At 63.4% G+C, this 22,509-nt stretch carries 13 protein-coding genes, 3 tRNA genes and 2 rRNA genes (1 of these 18 cut by a window edge); 6 read left to right on the top strand and 12 right to left on the bottom strand.

Going from position 1 to position 22,509, the window contains the following annotated elements; genetic code table 11:
* Together VO57_006755 and fumC are read right to left on the bottom strand one after the other, a co-directional pair.
* Window positions 1–2,091 (bottom strand): malate synthase G, encoded by a 2,091-nt coding sequence (locus VO57_006755; GenBank protein XBL71303.1) that lies wholly within the window; start codon window positions 2,089–2,091, stop codon window positions 1–3.
* Between the two features lie 134 nt (window positions 2,092–2,225).
* Window positions 2,226–3,677, bottom strand: a complete 1,452-nt coding sequence (fumC, locus tag VO57_006750) for a class II fumarate hydratase (protein XBL71028.1) — start codon at window positions 3,675–3,677, stop codon at window positions 2,226–2,228.
* A gap of 118 nt (window positions 3,678–3,795) precedes the next feature.
* On the opposite strand from fumC, the gene VO57_006745 reads away from it, so the two are divergent.
* The 4 genes from VO57_006745 (at window position 3,796) to VO57_006730 (ending at window position 8,228) form a co-directional block, all read left to right on the top strand.
* The gene (locus VO57_006745) at window positions 3,796–4,848 is read left to right on the top strand and encodes an ion channel (protein ID XBL71027.1); all 1,053 of its coding nucleotides are present in this window, start codon (window positions 3,796–3,798) and stop codon (window positions 4,846–4,848) included.
* Window positions 4,849–4,940: 92 nt separating this feature from the next.
* Window positions 4,941–6,422 (top strand): aldehyde dehydrogenase family protein, encoded by a 1,482-nt coding sequence (locus VO57_006740; GenBank protein XBL71026.1) that lies wholly within the window; start codon window positions 4,941–4,943, stop codon window positions 6,420–6,422.
* 4 nt (window positions 6,423–6,426) lie between these two features.
* On the top strand, window positions 6,427–7,392 hold the full coding sequence (locus VO57_006735; GenBank protein ID XBL71025.1) for a glutathione S-transferase family protein: 966 nt from the start codon (window positions 6,427–6,429) through the stop codon (window positions 7,390–7,392).
* The gene (locus VO57_006730; GenBank protein ID XBL71024.1) at window positions 7,389–8,228 is read left to right on the top strand and encodes a pirin family protein; all 840 of its coding nucleotides are present in this window, start codon (window positions 7,389–7,391) and stop codon (window positions 8,226–8,228) included. The genes VO57_006735 and VO57_006730 overlap by 4 nt, the downstream gene beginning before the upstream one ends.
* 21 nt (window positions 8,229–8,249) lie before the next feature.
* On the opposite strand, the gene VO57_006725 is transcribed toward VO57_006730, so the two are convergent.
* Genes VO57_006725 through VO57_006715 form a run of 3 tightly spaced genes read right to left on the bottom strand, consistent with a single transcriptional unit; the run spans window position 8,250 to window position 11,931 of the window.
* A complete protein-coding gene (locus VO57_006725) occupies window positions 8,250–10,436 on the bottom strand; it encodes a xanthine dehydrogenase family protein molybdopterin-binding subunit (GenBank protein XBL71023.1) in 2,187 nt (728 codons plus the stop codon).
* Entirely contained in the window at window positions 10,433–11,419 is a 987-nt protein-coding gene (locus VO57_006720; GenBank protein ID XBL71022.1) for a xanthine dehydrogenase family protein subunit M, read from the bottom strand. The genes VO57_006725 and VO57_006720 overlap by 4 nt, the downstream gene beginning before the upstream one ends.
* Complete coding sequence (locus VO57_006715) at window positions 11,416–11,931, bottom strand: 2Fe-2S iron-sulfur cluster-binding protein (GenBank protein XBL71021.1); 516 nt, start codon at window positions 11,929–11,931, stop codon at window positions 11,416–11,418. Before VO57_006715 ends, VO57_006720 begins: the two co-directional genes overlap by 4 nt.
* A gap of 151 nt (window positions 11,932–12,082) precedes the next feature.
* On the opposite strand from VO57_006715, the gene VO57_006710 reads away from it, so the two are divergent.
* Both VO57_006710 and ligD read left to right on the top strand, forming a co-directional pair.
* The gene (locus tag VO57_006710; GenBank protein XBL71020.1) at window positions 12,083–12,916 is read left to right on the top strand and encodes a Ku protein; all 834 of its coding nucleotides are present in this window, start codon (window positions 12,083–12,085) and stop codon (window positions 12,914–12,916) included.
* Window positions 12,917–12,919: 3 nt separating this feature from the next.
* A complete protein-coding gene (gene ligD / locus VO57_006705) occupies window positions 12,920–15,409 on the top strand; it encodes a DNA ligase D (GenBank protein ID XBL71019.1) in 2,490 nt (829 codons plus the stop codon).
* Window positions 15,410–15,422: 13 nt separating this feature from the next.
* Here ligD and VO57_006700 read toward each other — a convergent pair whose 3' ends face one another.
* The 7 genes from VO57_006700 to VO57_006670 all read right to left on the bottom strand — a co-directional run.
* Entirely contained in the window at window positions 15,423–16,514 is a 1,092-nt protein-coding gene (locus VO57_006700) for a PepSY-associated TM helix domain-containing protein (GenBank protein ID XBL71018.1), read from the bottom strand.
* A complete protein-coding gene (locus tag VO57_006695; protein XBL71017.1) occupies window positions 16,514–18,649 on the bottom strand; it encodes a TonB-dependent receptor in 2,136 nt (711 codons plus the stop codon). The genes VO57_006700 and VO57_006695 overlap by 1 nt, the downstream gene beginning before the upstream one ends.
* Window positions 18,650–18,826: 177 nt before the next feature.
* A tRNA-Met gene (locus VO57_006690) sits at window positions 18,827–18,903 on the bottom strand.
* Window positions 18,904–19,075: 172 nt separating this feature from the next.
* A 5S ribosomal RNA gene (gene rrf, locus VO57_006685) occupies window positions 19,076–19,190 on the bottom strand.
* 123 nt (window positions 19,191–19,313) lie between these two features.
* Window positions 19,314–22,105: ribosomal RNA gene (locus VO57_006680) — 23S ribosomal RNA — on the bottom strand.
* 252 nt (window positions 22,106–22,357) lie between these two features.
* Window positions 22,358–22,433, bottom strand: a tRNA-Ala gene (locus VO57_006675).
* Between the two features lie 16 nt (window positions 22,434–22,449).
* A tRNA-Ile gene (locus VO57_006670) sits at window positions 22,450–22,509 on the bottom strand; it runs 17 nt beyond the window's last position.

The raw sequence follows: 22,509 nt of genomic DNA, 5'->3' as shown, positions 1-22,509 counted from the left end.
CTAGCCCCCCGCCTTCACCTTCTGGCGATAGGCGTGCAGCAGCGGCTCGGTATAGCCGCTGGGCTGTTCGGTCCCTTCGAAGATCAGCGCGCGCGCGGCCTGGAAGGCGAGGCTCTGCTCCGGATTATCGGCCATTGGGCGATAGGCCGGGTCGCCCGCATTCTGCGCATCGACCTTCTTCGCCATCGCGACCAGCACCTCGTCGACCTCCTCGGGGCTGACCACGCCATGCTCCAGCCAGTTGGCGATGTGCTGGCTGGAGATACGCAGCGTTGCGCGGTCTTCCATCAGGCCGACGTCGTCGATGTTGGGCACCTTGGAACAGCCCACGCCCTGATCGACCCAGCGCACGACATAGCCCAGGATGCCCTGCGCGTTGTTCTCCAGCTCGGCACGGATTTCGTCGGGCGACCAGTTCTCGCCCCGGTGGAGCGGGATGGTCAGCAGGTCGGATAGCGGCGCGATTGCTTCCTTCGCCCGCTCGTCCTGCCGCGCGAAGACATCGACCATGTGGTAATGCGTCGCGTGCAGCGTTGCCGCGGTCGGCGATGGCACCCAAGCGGTGTTCGCGCCCGAGCGCGGGTGGCCGATCTTCTCCGCCAGCATGTCCGCCATCCGATCGGGCATGGCCCACATGCCCTTGCCGATCTGCGCCTTGCCCGAAAGGCCGCAGGCGAGCCCGATCTGCACGTTGCGATCCTCGTAGGCCGCGATCCAGGGCGTCTCCTTCATCGCGCCCTTGCGCTTCATCGCACCCGCTCGCATCGCGGTGTGGATCTCGTCGCCCGTGCGGTCGAGGAAGCCGGTGTTGATGAACATGATCCGGTCGCGCACCGCATGGATGCACGCCGCGAGATTGGCGGAGGTCCGCCGTTCCTCGTCCATCACGCCGACCTTGATCGTGTGCCGCGCGAGGCCGAGCATATCCTCCACCGCGTCGAACAGGTCATTGGTCAGCGCGCATTCCTCGGGCCCGTGCATCTTGGGCTTCACGAGATAGATCGAGCCTTCGCGGCTGTTGGAAAGCGTGCCGGTGCGCTTCAGGTCATGGCAGCCGATCGTCGCGGTGATAATCGCATCGAGGATGCCCTCGGGCGCCTCGCCGCCATCGGGGAGCTGCACCGCGGGCGTCGTCATCAGGTGGCCGACATTGCGCGCGAGCAGCAGGCTGCGCCCGGGCAGCGTGAAGCTCTCGCCATCAAGGCCGACATATTCGCGATCGGGATTGAGCGTGCGGGTCATCTCCTCCCCGCCCTTCATGAAGGTTTCGCGCAAGTCCCCCTTCATCAGGCCGAGCCAGTTGGAATAGCCCAGCACCTTGTCCTCTGCATCCACCGCCGCGACCGAATCCTCGAAATCGCAGATGGTCGAGATTGCGGACTCCAGCACGATGTCGGCGACCCCGGCCTTGTCGCCCGCGCCGACCGGGTGATCGGGATCGATCACGATTTCGACGTGCAGGCCATTGTGGCGGATCAGCCAGTTCTTGCCATTGCGCCCGACCAGCTGAGCCGGGGCCTTCAGCTTGGGCTCGCTGCCATCCCAGTTGCTCCACAGCTGGTCTTCCAGCGGCACCGCGCGGTCGAGGAACTGGCGACCCCAGTCGATCACCATCGCGCCGCGTTCCTCGTCGTAACCGCCCGGCTTGGGCGTGCCGGGAATCGCGTCCGTGCCGTAGAGCGCGTCGTACAGGCTGCCCCAGCGCGCGTTCGCGGCATTGAGCAGGAAGCGCGCGTTGAGCACGGGCACCACCAGCTGCGGGCCGGCAATCTGCGCCAGTTCCGGGTCGACATTCTGCGGGTTCACGCTGAAGGCGTCCGGCTCGGGCACCAGATAGCCGAGATCGGTCAGGAAGGTGCGATAGGCGTCGGCATCGATCGGCGCGGGGTTCTGCCGATGCCATTCGTCGATCTTCGACTGGATCGCCTCGCGCTTCTGCAACAGGTCGCGATTGCGGGGCACGAAACGGCTGAAAATGTCCGCTGCGCCGCTCCAGAAAGCGTCTGCGTCGATGTCGAGACCGGGAAGCACCTGCGCTTCGATGAAGTCGGCCAGTTCCTCGGCAACCTTCAGCCCGGCGAGTTCGCGCATGCCCATTCTCTTGTCCTTCCTCGTATGTCGCTTTTGCGTGTTTCCAAACCGCTTGGCGCGATCGAAGGGTATGAGTCAAATGCGTAGCAGGTCCGCGGCGACACTGCCGCTACGGCACGCTACGTCACCTGAATCTAGGCCCCGGCCAGCCCGTTGCCGATCATGGTCCTCGGCTGCACGATCCGGTCGTAATCCTCTTCGCTGATCTTGCCGCTGGCGATCGCCTCCTCGCGCAAGGTGGTGCCGTTCTTGGCGGCGGCCTCTGCGATATGCGCTGCGTCCATATAGCCGATTTCCGGCACCAGCGCGGTCACCAGCATCAGCGACTGCTCCAGATGCTGCTCGATCCGCTGCTCGTCGAGCGTGGTGCCCTCGATCGCGTTTTCACGGAAGCTCGCGCAGCCATCGGCGAGGATGCGGATCGAGTGGAGCACGTTCGCCGCGATCACCGGGCGCATCGCGTTGAGTTGCAGATTGCCCCAGCTTCCCGCCATCGCGTTGGCGGTGTCGTGGCCGATCACCTGCATCGCCACCATCAGCAGCGCCTCGCTCTGGGTCGGGTTGACCTTGCCCGGCATGATCGAAGAGCCCGGCTCGTTCGCGGGCAGCTTGAGCTCGCCGATCCCGCAGCGCGGGCCGCTCGCCAGCCAGCGCACGTCATTGGCGATCTTGATCAGCGCGACCGCAACGCCCCGCAGCGCGGCCGACAGGCGCACGATCGGGTCGAGCGTTCCCTGCGCGTGAAACTTGTTGGCTGCGGTGCGCACCGGCAGGCGGGTGAGATACGCGATTTCTTTCGCGACATGATCCGAAAAGCCGTCCGGCGCATTGAGCCCGGTGCCTACAGCCGTCCCGCCAAGCGAGATGGCGAGCAGTCCCTCGCGCGCATGTTCAAGATCGGCAACTGCCGCGCGCAACGCCTCGGCCCACGCGCTCCATTCCTGCCCGACCGACAGCGGCACCGCGTCCTGAAGATGGGTGCGACCGATCTTGACCGTGTCCATCCAGCCGCCGGCCTTCTGCTCGATCACCTCGGCCAGCTGCTCGATCTCGGGGATCAATTGCGCGTCGAGCGCGCCCAGCGCGGCCAGATGCATCGCGGTGGGGAAGGTGTCGTTGGAGGACTGGCTCTTGTTGACGTCATCATTGGGCGCGACCGGTTTCTGGCTGCCCAGTTCGCCGCCCAGCAGCTGAATCGCGCGGTTTGCGATCACCTCGTTGACGTTCATGTTCGTCTGCGTGCCAGAGCCTGTCTGCCATACGCGCAGCGGGAACTGGTCATCGAATTCGCCCGCGATCAGCTCGTCGCAGGCGCGCGTGATCGCCTCGCACTTGTCTGCCGCAAGCAGTCCGGCGCGGCGGTTGACGATGGCAGCGGCCTTTTTGAGATACCCATAGGCACGGCACAGCTCGACCGGCATGCGATCCTCGCCGATATCGAAATGCTGGAGCGAGCGGGCGGTCTGCGCGCCCCAATAGCGGTCGGCGGGCACGCGAACCTCGCCCATCGAGTCGAACTCGACGCGGTCGCCCTTCGCCTTGATCCCGACCGGAATGTCGCGAAGCGTTTGCCCCTTTTCGGTCATGGCGGTCCTTTCACCTTCCTCTTTCGAGAACCGTGCCCTCCACTGCTCGTTCCCGCATTCGGCGTGGCCCCTTGAGGTATCGCGCGCGCATCCGGTATGCAGTGGACCTATGGGGGCAATGCGGCGCACATGGCAGCGGATCTACTACGCGATCGCGACATTGCGCTGGAGCGTGCTGATCGCGGTGATCGTGCTGCACGCGCTGCTCAGCTATTTCGTGCTCGTCGTGACGGGCGAGACCGCGCTGATCAGCGACTTCCTGGTCTATTTCTACTACTACACCACCACCGCCACCACCGTCGGCTATGGCGACCTGAGCCCGCAGACCGCAGCGGGGCGAACGGCGGCGGCAATCATTATCCTGCCCGGCGCGATCGCGCTGTTTACCGCGGTGCTGGGCAAGGCGGTGAGCGATATCGGCAACCACTGGAGGCGAGGTTTGGACGGCAAAGCAAGCTATGCCAGCCGCCACGATCATGTCGTGATCGTCGGCTGGCAGGAACGCGCGACGAAGCGCCTGATCGAAACCCTGCTGGCGGACCGGTCCTATCACGCCCGGCCCGTGCTGCTGGCCGCAGCGGTCGACACGAGCCCAATGCCCGATGCGATCGACTTCGTGTTCGCCGAGACCCTGTCCGACTTCGACAGCTACAAGCGTGCGGGCGCGAGCCGCGCGAGTACGATCCTGATCCGCGGCGCAACCGACGACGACACGCTGGCAGCGACGCTGGCCGCGCGTGCGGCGGCACCCGATGTGCATATCGTCGCGCATATGGAGAACGAGGATGCCGCGCGGCTGATCGAACACCAGATCGACAATATAGAGGTCTTCTCCTCGATCTCGATCGACATGATGGTGCGCGCGGCGCACGATCCGGGGGCCTCGCGCCTTGCAAACCTGCTGTTCTCCTCGCGCACGGAAAGCACCGCCTTCTCGCTGCGCGTGCCCGAGGAAACTCCGCCGCTCTCCTATCTGGAGGCGCTGGTCGCGCTGAAGCGGTCGCACCGGATCACGCTGATCGGCGTGAGCGAGGCTGGCGGCAAACATCTCGACCTCAACTGCGTGGGCGAGCGGGAGATCAGGGGTGGCGACACGCTGTTCTACATTGCAGACGAGCGGCGCGAGCCTTCTGCAGGGCAATGGCGCGAGCTGGCCAAGCAATTGGTCTGAGCCCGCCTCCCTCCACTCGCTCCGATAACAGAGATCGCGAATTTGCCCCGTGACATGCTGAAACGATACCGGCAGCTGCCCGTTCGCCAGATATGTCCGAAAAATACAGCAAGCTCGACCGCCTCTTCGTCGCCGGTGAATGGCGCGAAGGCACAGGCGACACCCTGAAAAACATCTGCCCGTGGGACGAAAGCGAGATTTTCTCGATGAAGACCGCGCAGGCCAGCGACGTCGACGAGGCGTGCAAGGCCGCCAGGCAAGCACAAGGCGAATGGGCCGCGCTTCCGCCCTCGGCCCGCGCGGCGAAGATGCTCGCGATCGGAGACATTCTGGAGGCGCGCAAGGACGAGATCGCCGCGTGGATCGTGCGCGAAGTCGGCGGGACGCAGGTCAAGGCCGCGCTCGAACTGATGCTGGTGACGCAGGTCGCGCGGCAGGAGGCGGCCGCCCTGCCCTACATGGTCGAAGGCGCGATCCTGCCCGAGGATATCCCGGGCAAGGAAAGCCGCGCCTATCGCCAGCCGGCGGGCGTGGTCGCGCTGATCAGCCCGTGGAACTTCCCGCTCCAGCTGACCGCGCGCACACTTTTCCCCGCGCTGGCGCTGGGCAACGGCGTGGTGCTCAAACCCGCCAGCGATTCGCCGGTCACCGGCGGGACCATCTTCGCCGCGATCTGCGAGGAAGCGGGCCTGCCCAAGGGCCTCGTCTCGGTCCTTCCCGGCAGCGGTTCCGAGGTCGGCGATGCGCTGGTGCGCGATCCGATTCCGTCGGTGGTCAGCTTCACCGGCTCCACCCCCGTGGGGCGCGGCGTCGGCAAGGCGGCGCTCGATGGCGACCGGATCAAGTCGCTCGAACTCGAACTCGGCGGCAATTCGCCGATCGTCGTGCTCGACGATGCGGATATCGACTATGCGGTCGAGGCGAGCGTCTGGGGCAAGTTCATGCACCAGGGCCAGATCTGCATGATCGCCAACCGGATCGTGGTCGAGGACGCGGTGCACGACGAGTTCGTGGAGAAGTTCGTCGCCCGAGTGAAGGAGCTACCGGTCGGCAAGCGTGATGCGGCGGACTGCTTCATCGGCCCCGTCGTCAACCGCGACCAGTTCGACGGCATCATGGACATGATCGCCAAGGCGAAGGACCAGGGCGCGACCTGCGCGCTGGGCGGAGAGCCCGACGGGCTCGTCATCCCGCCCCACGTCTTCACCGATGTGGGCGAGGACAATTGCCTGATCGCGAACGAGATCTTCGGCCCAGTCGCCCCTATCCAGCGCGCACGGGACGAAGAGCACGCGCTCGAACTGGCGAACGCGACCGAAATGGGCCTGTCGAGCTCGGTCTTCAGCCGCGACGAGGGCCGCGCTCTCGCCTTCGCCAAGAAGATCGAAGCGGGCATGACGCACATCAACGACCAGCCGGTCAACGACAGCCCCTTCGCGCCATTCGGGGCGATGAAGAACTCGGGCGTCGGCCGGTTCAACGGGCGCTGGGCGATCGAGGCCTTCACCACCACGCACTGGATCTCGGTGCAGCACGGCAAGCGCCAATTCCCCTTCTCGGCAGAGGATCTCTAGAACGATGGGTTTCCTGAAGAACGGCACATGGCACGACGAGTGGGCGCATAACGACGAGGACAGTGGCGAGTTCGAGCGCGACGAGAGCGCGTTTCGCAACTGGATCACGCCCGACGGATCGCCCGGTCCCACCGGGGAAGGCGGTTTCGTCGCCGAACCGGGCCGCTATCGCCTCTATATCAGCCTCGCGTGCCCGTGGGCGCACAGGGCCAATGCGGCGCGGCATCTGAAAGGTTTGACCGACGCGATCGAGCTGAACGTCGTGCACTGGCTGATGAAGGAAGGCGGCTGGTCCTTCCGCGAGGGCGAATGCGTGACCGGCGATCCCGCGATCGGCGCGGACCACCTCCACCAGCTCTACACCCACGCCAAGCCCGACTATTCTGGCCATGTCACCGTGCCGGTGCTGTGGGACACGAAGACCGAGACGATCGTCAACAACGAGAGCGCGGACATCCTGCGCATGCTCGGCACCGCTTTCGACGAATGCGGCGCCAACGACCTAGACCTCTACCCCGCCGACCTGCGCGATGAGATCGATACGCTGAACGACCGGGTGTACGACGCAGTCAACAACGGCGTCTACAAGGCCGGCTTTGCGACCACGCAGGATGCGTACGACAGAGCGGTCAAGCCGCTGTTCGCGGTGCTGGACGAGCTGGAGGAACGGCTTGAGGGAAAGGAGTGGCTGGTCGGGCACCGGCTCACCGAAGCCGATATTCGGCTGTGGACCACTCTGATCCGGTTCGATCCGGTCTATCACACGCACTTCAAGTGCAATATCCGCCGGATTGCGGACTACCCCAACCTTTCCGCGCTGACCCGGCGGCTCTACGAGCTGGACGGGATCGCGGAAACGGTCAATTTCCGCCACATCAGACACCACTATTACGAGAGTCACGAGCGGATCAATCCGAACGGCATCGTGCCAGCCGGACCTGACCCGCTGATTCCGGAGAACAACGCATGAGCAGCCGCCAGCTTCTCTCTCTCCACCGCGCGATGCGCGATGACATTCAGGACCTGACCACGCGCCGCCCCGTGCCGGGCCCGGGTCTTCCGCAGGTCGACCCGTTCCTGTTTCTCAACCATCACGGCCCGCAGACTTACCCGCCCGGCAATCGCGGGCTGCCTTTCGGCCCGCACCCGCATCGCGGGTTCGAGACGGTGACCTTCATTCTCGAAGGCAGTCTCGCCCACCACGACAGCGGTTCCGGCGCGAGCGTGGTCGAGGCGGGCGGCGTGCAGTGGATGACCGCGGGCAGCGGGCTGGTCCATGCCGAGCTTTCGCCGGAAGAGTTCAAGCGCACCGGCGGGCCGCTGGAAATCCTGCAGCTATGGGTCAACCTGCCCGCGCGGCTGAAGATGACCGACCCTGCCTATATCCCGGTGCCTGCGGCGGATATCCCCGCAATCGAGCTGGGCGAAGGCGTCTCGATGCGCGCGGTCTCCGGCACCGACGGAGCGCCGATCCACTCGCTAACCGACGTGATGCTGGCTATCGTGGAGGTCGCGCCCGGTGGAAGCGCCACCCTCCCCGCACCGGCAGGTCGCAACGTCTTCTTCTACACCGTCGAAGGCGAGGCGAAGATCGGCGAAGAGACCGTGCCCGAACATACGCTGGCCCAGGTCGGCGATGGCGATGGCCTCGCGGTCGCCAGCGAGAACGGGTGCCGTATCCTTTTCGGGCATGCCGATCCGATCGGTGAGCCGGTGGTGGCGCACGGCCCCTTCGTGATGAACAGCGAGGCAGAGATCGCGCAAGCGATCCGCGACTATCAGGCGGGCAAGTTCGGCGGGCTCTGACGTCCAATCAGTCCGGCCCGATCAGTCCGGCATCGCGGCGAGCACCTTGTCCGGCGTCATCGGAAACTCGAACACGCGCGCACCGCATGCGTTGTAGATCGCGTTGGCGATCGCGCCCGCGCCGCCGCACATGCCGAGTTCGCCGATGCCCTTCGCCTGGATCGGGCTCGCCGCGCCGTCGCGTTCCTCCACGAACAGCACGTCGAGATCGGGGACATCGCGGTTCACAGGCACGTGGTATTCCGCGAGGTCGCAATTTGCGAGGTGGCCGTCCACGGGATCGAACAGCATCGCCTCGGTCAGCGCCGCGCCGATGCTCCAGGTCATCCCGCCGAGGCACTGCGACCGCGCGGTCTTGGCGTTGAGCACCCGGCCGAAGCCGAACGCGCCGGTCATGTGCTGCACGCGCGTCTCTCCGGTGAAGCGGTTGACCCGCACCTTGGCGAAGAACGCGCCGAACCCGGCGGCGGTGAAGTCGTCTGCGACATCGCCCGGCTCGTAATGGCCTTCCTCGGCCAAATCCCGGCCGTCGAGCAGGTGAACCAGCGATGCGCCGCCGACCACGGCGCCGTCCTTCAATTGCAAGTTTTCCTCGGAAACATCCGCCCGCTCCGCGAGCGTCTCGCGCAGCGCGAGGCAGGCAAGGTAGGCCGCAGAGCAGATCGAGGCCGCGCCCCAGCTTCCGCCCGAGCCCGGTCCGCGTGGATGGCGGGTATCGCCCAGCTCAACCAGCACCTTCTCGACCGGCAGGCCCAGCATCTCGCCCACGGTCTGCGCCAGGATGGTGTAGGTGCCGGTGCCGATATCGGTCATGTCGGTTTCCACCAAAGCGATACCGTCGGCTTTCAGCGTGACGCGTGCCTTGGCCTCGCCGACATTGTGAACGCGCGCCGCACTCGCCATGCCCGTGCCGATCCACCACTCGCCTTCGCGCGTGTGACGCGGGCTTCGCGGACCGCTGTCCCAGCCGAACGCCTCGGCCCCCTGCTTGAGGCATTCGGCGAGCTTGTGCGAGGAGAACGGTGTGCCGTTGGCCGGATGCTTGTCCGGAATGTTTCGCAACCGCAGCTCGACCGGATCAACCCCGCACTTCTCCGCCAGCACGTCCATCGCGCATTCGAGCGCAGGCATCCCCACTGCTTCCCCCGGGGCGCGGACGGAGCCTGCGGTCATCCGGTGGATGCGCGCGACCTCCATGCTCAGTTCGCGGTTTTCGCCTGCGTAGAGGAAATGGCTCGATTGCAGCACCGGCTCGGCAAAGCTCTCGCCTGGCAGGTTGGAGACGCGCGCCTCATGGCCGAAACCGGTCAGCTTCCCGTCTTCGCCCGCCGCGAGCCGGAACCGCTGGCGGGTTTCGGAGCGGCGCATGATGCACTGCAGGACCTGCTGGCGCAGCATCGCCACGCGGACCGGGCGTTCCAGCTTCATCGCCGCCACGCTGGCCGCGACGGTTTCCTCGCTGATACCCAGCTTGGATCCGAAGCCACCGCCGACATAGCGCGAGACCAGCCGTACCTTGTCCTCGTCCAGTCCCAGCGAATCCGCCAGTTCGGAGATGTTGTAGTTGAGCATCTGCAGCGATGCATAAACCGTCAGCGTGTCGCCATCCCACTGTGCGATCGCCGCATGCGGTTCCATCGCGGCGGAGGAATGGCCCTCCGTCCGGTAGGTCTGGTCGACCGAGGCTGCCGCTACCTTCATTGCATGAGCAAGGTCGCCCTGCGAGGTTGCGCCATCTTTGGTCTCCGCCTCGACCGCTTCGGGATCGAACGCAGCGTCGTCGTCCTCGCGGTAGCTTACGGAAAGGTGCTTGGCTGCATCGCGCGCCTGCTCGAAGGTTTCGGCGACCACCAGTGCGATTGGCTGGCCGAAATAGCCGATCTTGCGCGCGGGCTGTTCCGGCGCCTCTCCGGCAGTCCCCTGCGCAGGTCGCGCAATCAGCGCGGGATCGTCGATGACCGTCACCACGCCCGGCATCGAGAGTACGGAATCCGTGTCGATACCGGTAACCTCTCCCTTGGCGATCGTCGCGGTGACGAGCACCCCTTCAAGGCAGGCTTCGAGCTGGTACTCCGCCGAATAGGGCGCGGCCCCGGTGACCTTCAGGAGCCCCTCGATCCGCGCCGTATCGGTGCCCAGCACGCCCTGACGCATCTGGTCGAGGCGGTTGGCGTTGTCCGGTTCATCCTGCTTGAGATATGTGCTCACAGTTCAACTCCCGTGGCTTCGGCCAGCACCGCGGCCAATGTGCGGCGGGCCAGCGGGATCTTGAAATCATTCTCGCCATAGCCGCGCGCATCGCGCAGCAGCATATCGGCTGCCTCGTCGAACAGCCTAGCGCCGGGGCGCTGGCCGACCAGCACTTCGCCGACCTTGGGATCGAACCACGGCTTGTGCGCAAGTCCGCCGAAGGCGAGATCGGCACGCGCGATCTGGTCGCCATCCATTTCGACAATCGCCGCGACCGAGCATAACGCAAAAGCGTAAGACGAACGCTCTCGCACCTTCCGGTAGATCTGCGCGCCCTCGCCCGGCGGTGGTACGGTGACGCCGGTGATCAGCTCGCCGGGTTCCAGCACGTTGTCTTTCCACGGCGTATCGCCCGGCAGACGGTGAAATTCGCGGACCGGCACGGCGCGCGTACTGCCGTCGGCGGTGGCGATATGGATTGTTGCGTCCAGCGCGCTGAGCGCCACTGCCATATCACCCGGATAGGTCGCGATGCACTGGTCACTGGTGCCGAGCACCGCGTGCAGCTTGGAAATCCCCTCAATCGCGCCGCAGCCCGATCCCGGCTCGCGCTTGTTGCAGGGCTGATCGATATTGGTGAAGTAATAACAGCGGGTCCGCTGGCACAGGTTGCCGCCGGTGGTCGCGCGGTTGCGCAGTTGCTGCGTCGCGCCGGCAAGGATCGCGCGCGCCAGCACCGGGTAGTCAGCCCGCACGCGCGGATGCGCAGCGGTGGCGGTGTTGGTCGCCAAAGTGCCGATCCACAGCCCGCCGTCGTCGGTATCCTCGATCTCCGCATGGCCGACGCGGTTGATATCGACCAGCGCCTGCGGGGTTTCGACTTGCAGCTTCATCAGGTCGAGCAGGTTGGTGCCGCCGGCGATCGGCTGCGCGTTCTTTGCGGCGACCAGTTGGCCCGCATGGTCCATGCCCTCGGCGCGCCGATAATCGAACGGCCTCATGCGACCTCTCCGGCTGCGACATCGCGGATGGCATCGACGATGTTAGCATAGGCCCCGCAGCGACAGATATTGCCGCTCATCCTTTCACGAATTTCGTCAGCGGAGACCTCCATCGGGCCTTCCAAGGAAGCACTCGCATCGCTCGGCAGACCCACAGCGATTTCTTCCAGCATCGCGGTCGCGGAGCAGATCTGGCCGGGGGTGCAATAGCCGCATTGGTAGGCATCGCGCTCCACGAAGGCGCGCTGCAATGGCGAGGGGTTCTCGGCAGTGCCCAACCCTTCGATCGTGGTCACCTCGTCGCCATCGTGCATCACCGCCAGCGTCAGGCAGGAATTGATCCGCACGCCGTTGACCAGCACGGTGCAGGCTCCGCACTGGCCATGATCGCAGCCTTTCTTGGTGCCGGTCAGGCCCAGATGATGGCGCAGCATATCGAGCAGGCTGACCCGCGGGTCGTCCGGCAGCGCATGGGGCTGTCCATTGATGCTTACCGTATTTTCGGAACTCATGGACGCACTCCCTGCTGGCTGACACCCGGTGGTCTTACGGGTGGGAGAACCAGCCGTTCCGATATCAACCTAGGATAGCCTCGGCACTCGGATGGCATGCTCGCAACCAATCGCGGTTCTCGCTCGTTCGGCATGCAAACAAGGAGGTTGCATGGCCGCGCGCGCATATTGGCAGGGACAAATCAGGCTGGCGCTGGTGTCGATCCCGGTCGAAATCTACTCCGCCTCGCAAAGCGGAGCCAAGATCAGCTTTCGGCAGATCCACGAGCCTTCGGGCAAGCGCATCTCCTACGAAAAGGTGGTCGAGGGTGTCGGCCCGGTCGACCGCGACGACATCATCCGAGGCTACGAGCTATCGAAGAACAACTACGTCCTGCTGGAGGACGAGGAGATCGAGGCGGTCAAGGTCGAGAGCAAGAAGACGCTGGAACTGGTCCAGTTCGTCGACCAGACCGAGATCGATCCGCTCTATTTCGAGAAGCCCTATTACGTCGTCCCCAAGGACGACCTGGCGGAGGAGGCTTTCATTGTGCTGCGCGAGGCGCTGCGCAAGGCGAAGAAGACCGCGCTCGGCCAACTGTCGGTGCGCGGGCAGGAGAAACTGGTCGCGATCAAGCCTTGCGGAAAGGGCATGCTACTCGAAACGCTGCGCTATGCCGACGAGGTTCGCGAGGGGCAGAAATTCTTCGGCTCGATCGGCGACGACAAGCCCGAAGAGGAATTGCTCGACCTCGCCAGCACGCTGATCGAGAAGAAATCCGCCCCCTTCGACGCAAGCGAGTTCGAAGATCGCTATGCCGAAGCGCTGCACAAGCTGATCGACAAGAAGGCCAAGGCGAAGGGCAGCAAGAAGGTCATCGAGGATGTCGAGAAGCCGTCCGGCGATGGCGGCGGCAACGTGATCGACCTGATGGCCGCGCTCAAGAAATCGGTCGACGGTGAAAAGCCCACCAAATCCTCCACAAAGAAGAAAAAGAGCGCCTAGGCGATGGCGAAGAAGGACGACCCGCTCGCCGAATACAACGCGAAGCGCGATTTCTCGCGCACCAAGGAGCCTGCGGGCAAGGCAGGCAAGAGCGGCAAGGACCGCATCTTCATGGTCCAGAAGCACGACGCCACGCGCCTGCATTGGGATCTACGGCTGGAAGCCGACGGCGTGCTTAAAAGCTGGGCGGTGACCAAGGGCCCCTCCCCCGACCCGGACATTAAACGGCTCGCGGTGCGGACCGAAGATCATCCGATGGATTACGCGACCTTCGAGGGCACCATCCCGGCGAACGAATATGGTGGCGGCACGGTGATGCTCTGGGACCGCGGCACCTGGCACCCGATCGAGGGCAAGAGCGCCGACGATATCGAGGAAGGCCACCTCCACTTCGTTCTCGACGGAGAGCGGATGAAGGGCGAATGGCTGCTGATCCGCATGAAGCCGAAAAAGGGCGAGAAGCGCGAGAACTGGCTGCTGCGCAAGCTGGACGACGAGCACGCGCAGGAAGGGGATGCGCTGGTCGAAAAGGCGCTGACCAGCGTCGATACCGGACGCTCGATGGCGGAAATCGCCGCAGGGCGCGAGCCTGACAAAGCAACCGGCGAAGACGAGGCAGTCGAGCCTCTCGCCGAGATGAAGCACGCTCGTCGCGGCAAGAAGGCAGGCAAGCCGCCCAAATTCGCCAAGCCGCAGCTCGCCACGCTGGTCGACGAAGTGCCCACGGGCAATGGCTGGATGCACGAGATCAAGTTCGACGGCTATCGCGCGCTGATCGCGGTCGCAGGCGACAAGGTCACGGTGTGGACCCGCAACCAGAACGACTGGACCGAGAAGTTCGGCCCGCTGGTGGAAGCGATCGCCGCTCTCGACCTGCCCCCTGCGCTGATCGACGGAGAGATCATCGCGCTGGACAAGAACGGCAATCCTGATTTCTCGACGCTGCAATCGGTGCTCAAGCGCGGGCACGGGGCACAGGGGCCGAAGGACAAGCTCGCCTTCTTCGCCTTCGACCTGCTCGAAGTGGATGGCGAAGACCTGACCGGCCATTCCAATATCGAGCGCAAGGAACGCCTCGAGGCACTGCTAAGCGATGCCGAGCCGCCAATACATGTCGCAGACCACATCATCGGCGCTGGCGAGAAGCTCTATGCCCAGATGTGCGGTGCGGGTCAGGAAGGGATCATCGCCAAACGGATCGACGCACCTTACCGCCACAGCCGAACGAAAAGCTGGGTCAAGGTGAAGTGCGTCCAGCGGCAAGAGTTCATTATCGTCGGCTGGTCCGAAAGCTCGGCCAAGGCGCGGCCCTTCGCATCCCTCCTGCTCGCCACGAAAGATGGTGAAGACCTGATCTATCGCGGGAAGGTCGGCACCGGGTTCGACAGCGAAGATCTCGACCGCCTCGGCAGCAAGCTCGACCGGATCGAGCGGAAGACACCGCCGCTCGACGTGCCCAAGGCCGACGCACGCAAGGCGCATTGGGTCACCCCAAATCTGGTCGCCGAAATCGCCTATGCCGAGCTGACCGCGGAGGGTCGGGTCCGCCACGCCAGCTTCCTCGGGCTGCGGCAGGACAAGGAGGCGAAGGATGTCGGCGACGAACGCAAGAATACCGCGCCATCCCCCTCCGCCAGCGTGGAGATATCCAGCCGCGACCGGGTGATCTTCCCCGACAGCGGAGAGACCAAGGGCGATCTGGCGGATTACTACGAAGCCATCGCTCCGCTGATGCTCCCTTTCGCGACCGAACGCCCGCTGAGCCTTGTGCGCTGCCCGCAAGGGCGCGCGAAGAAGTGCTTTTTCCAGAAGCACGATAACGGCGGCTTCGGCGATGGCGTGAAGGCAGTTCCGATCAAGGAGAAGGACGGCGGCACCGAAGATTACCTCTTCGTCTCGGACGCACGCGGCCTGCTTCAGTGCGTGCAGATGGGCACCATCGAGTTCCACGGCTGGGGCGCGCGCACCGGCGCGGTCGAGAAGCCGGACCGGATGGTCTTCGATCTCGATCCAGATGAAGGGCTGGACTTTGCCGACGTGCGCGAAGCGGCGATGGACCTGCGCAAACACCTCGCCGACATCGGCCTTACCAGTTTCGCGATGGTGACTGGCGGCAAGGGTGTGCATGTCGTCGTGCCACTGACGCCCGGTCATTCATGGGATACGCACAAGAGCTTCTCCGAACGTTTCGCCAAGGCGCTGGCGCAGGCCGAGCCCGACCGGTTCACCGCGACCATGAGCAAGGCCAAACGCAAGGGCCGCATCTTCATCGACTGGCTGCGCAACCAGCGCGGCAGCACGGCGGTGATGCCCTACTCCGCCCGCGCGCGAGAAGGCGCACCGGTCGCAGCACCCGTGGCGTGGAACGAGCTGAAGAAGCTAAACAACGCCCGCGGCTTTACCATCGGCGATGCCAAGCGGCTGCACGATCGCGCGCAGTCAAAGACCCTCGCCGGATGGGGCTTCGCCGACCAGCGCCTGCCCGACGTGTGATGTCCGCGATGCGTCAGGGCTGCCCGATCGCTCGTCCGGGACGCGGTGCCACTCGCCGACGACCGGCTGGCTTGCCGATCTGCCCTCTCCAGAAGCTATAGCTGGCTAGGAGGCCGAGGACGACAAGCGCCAGCCCGGCAAAGGTCATCGCGAGCCGCCACACGATCCCGCCAACCTTGGCCGCGTGAATGGGGTAGAACGTCTCGCTGATCGCCGACACCGCACCGGCCTTCGCAGGGTCGTCCGTGCCGACCACCGCTGCGCTGTCCGGAGCAATCCAGACGTAGCTGCGCCCGTTCGGCGTCCATTCGAAATCCTGGCGGAAGCGGATTGCGATCGGCTCGCCGGGCTTCGATGGCAACATCAGGCGTCGCGGCGCTGCCGACGGGAAGGCTTCTTGCGCGTTGCGCATCACGCTTTGCCAGTCGGTCGCCGGACCGACCGGGGCAAGCTCGGTCGGAACCGCGGGTTTTTGGTGTGCCTCGCCGAAGGGGGACAGCAGAAAAGCGCTCACCGCCGGGAAGATCATCAGCGTACCCGTCGCCGCCGCCACGATCAGCAGCGGCGAGGCGACCACGCCCAGATCGCGATGGTGTCGCACGATGGCGCTGGCGGTGTAGCGGGGCGGCCAGAGGCGAAACCGGAACGTCTTGCGTGTGCGCCACCACAGGATCGTTCCGCTGATGGTGAACGCGAGCAAGAGGATGCCCAGCACCCCGGTAATCGTCTTCCCGGTTTCGCCCAGGAACAGGTAGTGGTGCAGATCGAACAGCCAGAGCTCGGGCCGCTCCCACATGCCGGACCAGCGATCGACGACGGTCCCGTCCTGCGTGATATAGGCCCCGCTGCCGTCGGAATAGACCGCCTGGTGCAGACCGATCTCATCCCCGGCAAAGGTCACGCGCGAAAGGCCCGGCGCGGCCTCTCTCGCAACCTCGATCGCACGCCCCATCGCCACGGGATCGGTAACTGCCGGATCATGCGCCCCGTCGAGCATGATCCAGCTGCCTTCCCACAGCAACACCGTGCCGGACAGGCCGATGACCGCCAGCAAAATGCCGACGATGCCGCCCGTCCAGCGGTGCAGGAGCGAGAGCAGCTTCATCAGAACTCGCTGCGGAGGCTCAGCGTGAAGGTGCGCCCGCGGCCGGAGAAGAACCGACGGCTGTCGGTCACCCGCACGGTGTCGCTGTCATAGGTGATGAAGAACTCGTTGGTGAGGTTCTGCGCCGCCAGCGAAATCTCTCCGAAATCGGTGCGGTAGGAGATGAACGCGTCGACCAGCGTGTAACCATCGAAATCGGTCGCGGTGGACGCGTCGTTGAACTCGCGTTCGAGATACATGCGGGCCTGAGCTCGCGCGCTGAAACGGCCCGCGCTGTAGTCCGCCGCGAGGTTGATCCGGTCGGGCGAGATGTTCGCACCGTCGAGATCCTCATCGATCAGGCCGTCTCCGTCGCCATCGGTCTGTCCCGTGAGGTTGGCGTAGCCCCCGCTGAGCGCGAGGCCCGGCACCGGCGTCTGCCACGAAAGGCTGGCTTCGAAGCCCTCGATCTCGATCGGCTGGCGCTCCACTTCGAACACGTCGTTGCGCAGGACGAGGATCGATCCGAACTCGCTCGACGACCAGAAATAGCTCGCCGAAGCTTTCAGGGCGCCGCGATCCCATTCGAGCCCGAGTTCGCGATTGTTCGACACCACCGGTTCGAGCGAGAGGTAGTCATCGACGTCGATATTTGGCTGGCTGATCCCTCGCAGGATCCGCCCGACATCGGCGATCGTGAAACCCTCGGCATAGCTGCCGTAGGCGCGAAGGCCGTCGATCGGCTCGACGATTATGCCGCCGTTCCACAGCACATCCTCGAAGGACGGAGAGCCCCCGGTCACGCTGACCGGGCCGTAGCTCGCCAGAGTCGTGAAATCGTCGACCTTGAGCTGGACATTCTCGAACCGCAGCCCGCCAGCGAGACGCACCAGCCCGTCGGCCAGCGCGAGATTGCCCTGAAGGAACGGAGCGAGGCTGCGGAAATCGGTCTGCGGCACCCAGACCCGGTCGGTTTGCACCAGTACCTGTTCGGTGCGGTCGAACAGCGCGTCGAAGCCTGCCGTCAGGACCAGGTCGTCGAAGCCGGGAACCGCACGCTCGTAACTGACCTTGCCCCCAAGCTTGCGCGAACGGTTGGCCGACTGGTCGAACAGGTTGCCCGTGGGATCGATCGCCGGGTCCTGAAAAGTGCCGAACACGCCGCCGCCGTACACATCATTGGTGCGGCTGTAGAAGCCCTGCAGCACGAAGGTGCCGCCGCCGAGATCGGGATCGACCAGCGATGCGGAGAGGAGTTCCGCCTTGTTGGAAGGCGGGTCGCCGGGCGTCACGCCGCGAATGCTGCTCGCAGGGATCCCGGCAGAGCGGTCACCCGGCACGGACACATAGTTCGCGTTGCCCTGCAGCTCGAACCGGTTGGCGACCACTTCCAGTTTTGCGCCAGTGGCCAGCTCGTAGCCCAGGCGCGCAAAGACCGACCAGCTATCGCTATCCTGAATGTCGCCCTGCGTCCCGTCGACACCGATCCGGTTGTCGTTCCCGTCGAAGAAGGCGCCACGCTTTTCGTAGGTGGCCCCGACACTGGCATCGAACGGCCCGGCCCGATAGCCTACCAGCGCCCCGGTCTTCGCACCGATACCTTCGCCTTCGAAGTTGGTCGGCAGCGTCACCTGCGACAGCGTGCGGAACGAAACCCCGTCCTCTCGCGGTGCGCCAACCGTCACCTGATTGACCACACCGCCGGTCGCACCGATCCCTTGCAGCGCGTTCGAGCCGTAGATCACCTCGACCCGGTCGATGAAGAACGGATCGATCGTGTAGCCGTCGCGCGAGCCGTCCCGCACCGGGGTCGACTGGGGAATGCCGTTGATCGCGTAGAGCGGAGCGCGACCGCGAAGGCTCTCCCCCGCCCCGGTCAGCTTCTCGCGAGTGGGCGAGAAGGACGGCAGCAATGCCGATACCGCGTCGACGGTGGAGCCGGAGATCTGCACCTGCCGCTCCAGCGCCTCGCTGTCGATAATGTCGACGGTCAGCGGCAGCGCACTCGCCGGAAGCTGGGTGCGAGCTGCGGTGACGATAATCGTGCTCTGCTCGTCCGCGTCGGAAGAGGCGCCATCGGGAGGCGCGATGTCCTGCGCCAACGCGATGGTCGAAAGCGGTGCCAGCGCGAGCGCGCCGACGAAGTAGCGGTACATGAGAGACTCCGTGAAGGTTCACGGGCGCGTAGCGCTCATGCGTTTAATTCGCAATAGCGTTTTGAGGACAGTTTTGGTCTGCTGCGCGGGCGTCTGGGCGACCGCGGGGTCACGGCCGATTGATCGCAGGGTCTCTGCGGGATGGGTGGTGGTAGGGATATGACGGAGTTGCTTAGGTGGTTGCGGGAGTTGGATTTGAACCAACGACCTTCAGGTTATGAGCCTGACGAGCTACCGGACTGCTCCATCCCGCGTCACCTATGAGCCGGCGAGGACCGCCGGCGGCTGCTGTGGCAGCCTGTGCCTTGCCTTTCCCTCGAGGGGGTCGGGTTTGGCGTAGGCGTCAGAGACGCCAAAAGGGCCGCCCTTGATGGGTCAGCCCTTCGACAAGTGAATGGGTTACTTCCGCTGCCCGCAAGCTGCAATGCCTCGCGGCGACCTACTCTTCCAGTGCTTTTGCACTAGTACCATCGGCGCTGCCTGGTTTCACGTCCGAGTTCGAGATGGGATCGGGTGGGTCACAGGCGCTATGACCACGAAGCAATGAAGCTTGCGTGCGGCGGTTTATAATCGATGTGTTGGTATTCGAGGCGTCTATCTGGCTTCGAGTATTCTTTCCGGTCAACGAAGCCTGCAGGCAGGACTGTCATTGATGGTGCGAACTCTCAAGCATGATCAGAACTATTAGGACCGGTTAGCTCCACACATTACTGCGCTTCCACACCCGGCCTATCAACGTCGTGGTCTACGACGGTTCGAAGATACCTAATCTCAAGGGAGGCTTCCCGCTTAGATGCTTTCAGCGGTTATCCCGTCCGTGCATAGCTACCCTGCGGCACCCTTGGCAGGATGACAGGTACACCAGAGGCACGTTCACCCCGGTCCTCTCGTACTAGGGGCAACTCCTTTCAAGTATCGACGCCCACGGCAGATAGGGACCAAACTGTCTCGCGACGTTCTGAACCCAGCTCACGTACCACTTTAATTGGCGAACAGCCAAACCCTTGGGACCTGCTCCAGCCCCAGGATGTGATGAGCCGACATCGAGGTGCCAAACGATTCCGTCGATATGAGCTCTTGGGAATCATCAGCCTGTTATCCCCGGCGTACCTTTTATCCGTTGAGCGATGGCCCTTCCACGAGGGACCACCGGATCACTATGACCGACTTTCGTCTCTGCTCGACTCGTCAGTCTCGCAGTCAGGCAGGCTTATGCCATTGCACTCTCGCAGACGGTTTCCAACCGTCCTGAGCCTACCATCGCGCGCCTCCGTTACTCTTTAGGAGGCGACCGCCCCAGTCAAACTACCCGTCACAGAGGGTCCCTACACCGGCTAACGGTGCGAGGTTAGACATCAGAAAACAGCAGGGTGGTATTTCACCTATGGCTCCACGACAGCTGGCGCCGTCGCTTCAAAGCCTCCCACCTATGCTACACAACTCTTTCCTAATGCCACTCTGAAACTGCAGTAAAGGTGCACGGGGTCTTTCCGTCTAACCGCGGGTACTCCGCATCTTCACGGAGAATTCAATTTCGCTGAGCATATCCTGGAGACAGTGGGGAAGTCGTTACGCCATTCGTGCAGGTCGGAACTTACCCGACAAGGAATTTCGCTACCTTAGGACCGTTATAGTTACGGCCGCCGTTTACTGGGGCTTCAATTCGGAGCTTGCACTCCTCCTCTTAACCTTCCAGCACCGGGCAGGCGTCAGACCCTATACGTCGTCTTGAAGCCGACTTAGCAGAGTCCTGTGTTTTTGCTAAACAGTCGCTACCCCCTGGCCTGTGCCCCCCACTACTGCTTGCGCAATAATGGGGCCTCCTTCTTCCGAAGGTACGGAGGCAATTTGCCGAGTTCCTTCAGGATACTTCTCTCAAGCGCCTTGGTATACTCTACCTGACCACCTGTGTCGGTTTCGGGTACGGTCTATATGAAGAGGCTATTTCCTGGGACAACTTGGCTGCGTGCCCAATCCAATAAGGACACACAACGTCCGTCATCCGTCACACATCTTCAGGCCCACGAATATTTACGTGGTTCCCATCGACTACCCCCTTCGGGCTCGTCTTAGGGGCCGGCTAACCCTGCTCCGATTAGCGTTGAGCAGGAACCCTTGGTCTTTCGGCGAGAGGGCATCTCACCCTCTTTGTCGCTACTCATGTCAGCATTCGCACTTCCGATACGTCCAGAGTCGGTTACCCTTCTCCTTCACTCGCTTACGGAACGCTCCGCTACCGCGTACAGTAAACTGTACACCCTAAGCTTCGGTGCATCACTTGAGCCCCGTTACATCTTCGCCGCAGGAACCCTTATTTAGACCAGTGAGCTGTTACGCTTTCTTTAAAGGATGGCTGCTTCTAAGCCAACCTCCTGGTTGTTTTGGGATTCCCACATGCTTTCCCACTTAGTGATGACTTGGGGACCTTAGCTGTAGGTTAGGGCTGTTTCCCTTTTGACGACGGACCTTAGCACCCGCCGTCTGTCTGCCGGATAAGACTCGATGGTATTCGGAGTTTGGTTAGGTTTGGTACCGCTCGCGCAGCCCTAGCCCATCCAGTGCTCTACCCCCATCGGCATACATCCGACGCTCTACCTCAATAGATTTCGCGGAGAACCAGCTATTTCCCGGCTTGATTGGCCTTTCACCCCTAAACACAGCTCATCCGAGAATTTTTCAACATTCACCGGTTCGGTCCTCCAGTGCGTGTTACCGCACCTTCAACCTGGCCATGCCTAGATCGCCGGGGTTCGGGTCTAATCCATGATACTCTGTCGCCCTATTCAGACTCGCTTTCGCTGCGCCTACACCTAACGGCTTAAGCTTGCATCATAGACTAAGTCACTGACCCATTATGCAAGAGGTACGCTGTCACCCCCTATGGGGCTCCAACTGCTTGTAAGCATCCGGTTTCAGGTACTGTTTCACTCCCCTAATCGGGGTGCTTTTCACCTTTCCCTCACGGTACTGTGTTCGCTATCGGTCGTATACGAGTATTTAGGCTTGGAGGGTGGTCCCCCCATATTCAGACAGGATTTCACGTGTCCCGCCCTACTCAAGTCCTTGAAAATCACTTTCGCGTACGGGGCTGTCACCCGCTATGGCCAGTCTTTCCAAACTGTTCCGCTAGTTAAATCCAAGGCACTGGCCTGGTCCCGGTTCGCTCGCCACTACTACGGGAATCTCGGTTGATGTCTTTTCCTCCGGGTACTGAGATGTTTCAGTTCCCCGGGTTCGCTTCACCAAAGCTATGTGTTCACTTCGGTGATACCTTGTCCACCTCGCTCCGATCGTCCCGAAGGACCATCGAAGAGAAATGGTGAAGGTGGGTTTCCCCATTCGGAAATCGCGGGATCAAAGCCTGCTCACGGCTCCCCCACGCTTATCGCAGCGTGCCACGTCCTTCATCGCCTGTATACGCCAAGGCATCCACCAAATGCTCTTACCTCACGCTTGAGAATCCACACCATCAACGACAGGCCTGCATAAAAGCCCGTTCGTCTTCGCGATGGCGCGGAAAGAATTTAATCTCAGCCAGATAAATCATCTGATTAATGTTGCAGCACATGCTTGTCGGCCCGAAAGCCGACGCACTATGCGCCGCGGCATCGATTATAAAACCCATTCACAATGTCAAAGACGGCGACCAGATGTCGCCTACCTGCCGAAGCAGGATCTGTTTTCCTCATCTCTGGAGTTCCGGTTGGCTGGTGGAGCCTATCGGGATCGAACCGATGACCCCCTGCTTGCAAAGCAGGTGCTCTCCCAGCTGAGCTAAGGCCCCTTACCAAACGGGATAGTGGTGGGCCTGAGAAGATTTGAACTTCTGACCTCACCCTTATCAGGGGTGCGCTCTAACC

This window comes from Citromicrobium bathyomarinum, assembly GCA_001306305.2.
Classification (GTDB): domain Bacteria; phylum Pseudomonadota; class Alphaproteobacteria; order Sphingomonadales; family Sphingomonadaceae; genus Alteriqipengyuania; species Alteriqipengyuania bathyomarina.
The sequence above is the reverse complement of the archived record's forward strand: the minus strand, read 5'-3'. Positions and strand labels throughout refer to the sequence as shown.